The 3,732-nt window shown below is 67.7% G+C and carries 1 protein-coding gene and 3 pseudogenes; 2 read left to right on the forward strand and 2 right to left on the reverse strand.

The genetic code is table 11. From position 1 onward, the window contains the following. Positions 1–260: 260 nt before the first annotated feature. Together ACIRJP_RS42040 and ACIRJP_RS42045 are read left to right on the forward strand one after the other, a co-directional pair. On the forward strand, positions 261–1,220 hold the full coding sequence (locus ACIRJP_RS42040; RefSeq protein WP_404186445.1) for a phosphotransferase family protein: 960 nt from the start codon (positions 261–263) through the stop codon (positions 1,218–1,220). Between the two features lie 269 nt (positions 1,221–1,489). After that, positions 1,490–1,908 (forward strand): annotated as a pseudogene (locus ACIRJP_RS42045) (transposase); the annotation flags it as partial. A gap of 95 nt (positions 1,909–2,003) precedes the next feature. Here the strand turns inward: ACIRJP_RS42045 and ACIRJP_RS42050 are convergent. Together ACIRJP_RS42050 and ACIRJP_RS42055 are read right to left on the reverse strand one after the other, a co-directional pair. Beyond that, positions 2,004–2,165: pseudogene (locus ACIRJP_RS42050) on the reverse strand (IS6 family transposase); the annotation flags it as partial. Positions 2,166–2,181: 16 nt separating this feature from the next. After that, positions 2,182–3,638 (reverse strand): annotated as a pseudogene (locus tag ACIRJP_RS42055) (ISAzo13 family transposase); the annotation flags it as partial. Between the last annotated feature and the right edge of the window lie 94 nt (positions 3,639–3,732).

Consider the following 3,732-nt stretch of genomic DNA (forward strand, 5'->3'; position numbering starts at 1 on the left):
AGGCCCTGCTTTCATTCCCCGGCCACGAGCCGATCACTCAACCGGGCACCCAAGTTCGACCCGCAACCGAACCTCTCGGTACGACAACGGCTTCTGAGATACCGAGTGCCCGTCTGCCTCGCCCAACTGACTTCTGACTTGCGCCTCGTAGAGCATCTGCGTCCGGATCCAGGCTTGCTGGAAGGACTGAGCCGCACTGCCGTCGGTACCTGTAAAAGCCTTCGCCCGTGCCGCCGCCCGGATGATGAGGTGGCACGGTGATGAACCACGATGAGACCGCGACCGTCCGACCGTTGACGCTGGTTTGGGTGAGTCGGCACCTGGAGGCTGGCGAACGGATCGTCAGAGCCGAGGCGCTGCACGGCGGCATCACCGCCGAGATGCGGAGGCTGATCATCGGCACACGGGACGGAGGCACCCATGACCTGGTGCTGCGGAGCTACGTCGACCCGTTTTACATGGAGAACGCCGAGGACGGGCTGATTGGGGAGGCCGGCGCTCTGACCTTGCTCGCGGGGACCGGCCTGCCGGCTCCTTCGCTGGTCGCGGTTGATCCGACCGCCGCGCAGTGCGAGTATCCGTCGCTCCTGATGACCCATCTGGCAGGCCGGACGGTCCTTGACGATATGGGAGTGGAGGCGCGTGTGCGCCTGCTGGCCCGTCAACTTGTTGCGATCCACGCGGTGTACCCCGCTGAGCGGCCCCGGGAATACACGACGTTGACGACCGCCGACACCGTCGTGGTTCCCAAGGGCGCCGACGCGGCCGTATGGGCCGCGGCTATCGAAGTGATCCGCAGACCCGCGCCACCTTATGAAGGGCGCTTCCTGCACCGAGACTTCCAACCCGGCAACGTGCTGTTCGACGTGGCGCCTTCGAACCCGGAAGGCGCTCGGATCACCGGTGTCATCGACTGGGCAGGAGCCTCCTGGGGCCCGGCCGATCTCGATGTGGCGCACTGCTCCGTCAATCTCGCGCTGCTGCACGGCCCGGCTTGGGGGCTGCGGTTCGCCGAGGCGTACGAAGAGGCCGGCGGTGTGCTGGCTGCGAGCGTGAGCGAGCGGCTGTACTGGCGGGTGCGGGACGCGCTGGCCGCCTCGGAGGAAGTGCAGTCGGTGTCGCAGCCGTGGCGGGAGGCCGGGAGAACAGAGCTGACGACGCGAGCTGTGGAGGAGCGGCTGGATGCCTATGTCACCGCCCTGATGGACGCGCCGGGCTGACACGCGAGACACAGGGGCAGTTGCCCGAGATTGAGCGAGACGTACAGCCCGATGCCTCACATCGACCGAGACTGCTTCGGCTTCAGAGAGACAGGACATTCGCCGCGCAGATTGATCGGGACTCGATCACTTCGCCGAGCAGATCCAGCGGGAAACCCCCACAAGCACTGGGAACGGACAGTCGCACGCGCGGCTGCTTCAAGGGACTGCTGCACGGATAAGTGACACCTGACCTGGCTTGCTGAGAGGCGGCCTGGAAGGATGTTGCAGTGCCCAAGCCGTATCCGAAGGAGTTCCGCGAGGACGTTGTGCGGGTCGCGCGCAACCGTGAACCCGGCGTCACGCTGGAACAGATCGCCGCCGACTTCGGCGTCCACCCGATCACGCTGTCGAAGTGGCTGCGCCGTGCCAACACCGATGACGGCGGCAGGCCCGCGACAGCGTCGGGTGAGTCGGCCGAGCTGCGCGAGGCCCGCAAGCGCATCCGGCTGCTGGAGCAGGAGAACGAGGTTCTGCGCAGGGCTGCGGCGTATCTGTCGCAGGCGAACCTGCCGTCAAAATGATGTACCCGCTCGTCCGCGAGCTGGCCGCCGCCGCTGCCCCTCACCGGGTGCCGGTGGCGGTGACGTGCCGGGTGCTCGGGCTGGCCCGCCAGCCCTACTACCGGTGGCTGGCCTCACCGGTCACCGTTTCCGAGCTCGCCGGGGGGCGTTGTCACGTTGGTGGGATGTTGATCGATTGAGGGCGCGTCAGGGCGTGTAGCGGTCTGGGCGGGGGCCTGGGTCACGCTGTGGTGGGCGGGGTAGTGGCGCCGGTGATCTGGTCCCAGATCACGAAGCGGGTGGTCATCTCGGCGCGGTATTCGGTGGCGGTCATCAGGTGGCGGCGGGGCCGGAAGTGGGGTGAGATGCCACTGAACGCGGCCAGGAACCGCTGCGCTCCGCCGAGGGCTTGTAAAGAATCAATGTGGTGATTCGGCCTTCTGCAGAGCGTTTTCGGGTGGTGCGACGGAGGCGAGGAGGTCCGCTGCGGTGCGGAAGGGCGTGGCCGGTGTCGGGAGGTGGCCGTCTTCTTCCAGGAGGGGGCGGAGGTCACGGAAGATGGTGCCGATGGTCTGCGGGGTGACGTCGAAGAGGTCGGCGAGTACCTGTCGGGTGCATACGGTGCGCTGGTGGAGGACTGCGATCAGGATGCGTTCCGCGTGGAGGATCTTCTGGTGGAAGGCGCCTCCGTTCGTCCCGGGCTGGCGCGGCCCGCCGCGCCGCTGGTAACGGCGCCGTTCCCGCAGGGCCGTATACCTCACCAGCAGCCGATCGGTCAGTTTCTGCAGGTCCTCGCGGCTCATGCCGGTCAGTGACGGGTCGGACAGCACCGTGGAGATGTCCGACCGCCGGGGCGGGGTGGCGGAGCCAGTCCGTACGAAGGCAAGGACCTCCTGCGCCTGGGTGAAGTGCAAGGCGGTGGGGGTGATGGCGTAGTGGTGTTCGTCCAGCACAGACCGGGTCTCCCTGATTGCCTGGCCGATCGCCGGCGGGGTGACCTGGAGGATCTCGGCCAGGACTTTCTGGGCGCACACCTGCCGCAGATGCAGGACGGTGATCAGGAGGCGGTGCCTGGCCGAGAGCAGGGACCGGCCGTGGGCTCCCGGGACCTGGCGGCGTTTCCCGCCGCGCTGCTGGTGGCGGAGTTCTTCGCGCGTGCGGCCTGGGCGGGGGCCAGGTGCCGGGCCATCGCGTCCAGTTCTTCGTGGCTCATCCCGGTCAGGCGCGGGTCGGACAGCAGCTCAAGGGCCGCCGCCCGCTCCAGCAGCGGGGCCTTCCCGGGAGCCGCCGGGACGGTGGGCTTGTCCGCGGGGCGGATGGTGTAGTTCCAGGTGCCGCGCTCGGTGTGCGGCTCGAGGGGAAGTGCCTTCATGCGGTCGGTGCCGACCGTGACGCCGGTGGGATAGGCGCCGGTGTCCAGGGCGGCCTCGACCCGTAGCCCGGTGCGGGTCCGGGTTGAGGCGATGGTCTGGACGACGACTTCGTGGCTGGTCAGCGGCCGGCCGCGCCAGTTCATCGTGATGTGGGAGAACAGCCGGTGCTCAATTTTATTCCATTTTGAAGCACCCGGCGGAAAGTGACACACCGTAATCTTCAGGCCCGTCTCGGCGGCCAGCGCGGCCAGTTCGGCCTTCCAGACCCGGCTGCGGTAACCGTTGGAGCCGCCCGCGTCCGCGGTGATCAGCAGCCGGGTGGCCTGCGGGTAGTCGTCCCGTCCGCGAGCCTGCCACCAACGGCGGATGGAAGCGACCGCGAAGGCGGCCGTGTCGTGGTCGCACCCGACGTTGACCCAGCCGGTATCGGCGGTGAGGTCGTAGACACCGTAGGGAATGGCCTGCTCGGCGTCGGGCCGGGCACAGAAGAAGAAGCTGTGGTCGGGCCTTGACCCCGAATCCTGGACACGAGTTATGCGGCTGGTGCCAGCGTAGTTGGTGTGTGTTGGAGGGCGTTCTCGAAGGCGATCGGTGATC

The organism is Streptomyces sp. NPDC102437 (genome assembly GCF_044765565.1).
GTDB lineage: Bacteria > Actinomycetota > Actinomycetes > Streptomycetales > Streptomycetaceae > Streptomyces.

Bases quoted from the DNA above. Each gene is read 5' to 3' on its own strand.
- ACIRJP_RS42040 (WP_404186445.1), top strand. From the start codon at position 261: ATGAACCACGATGAGACCGCGACCGTCCGACCGTTGACGCTGGTTTGG.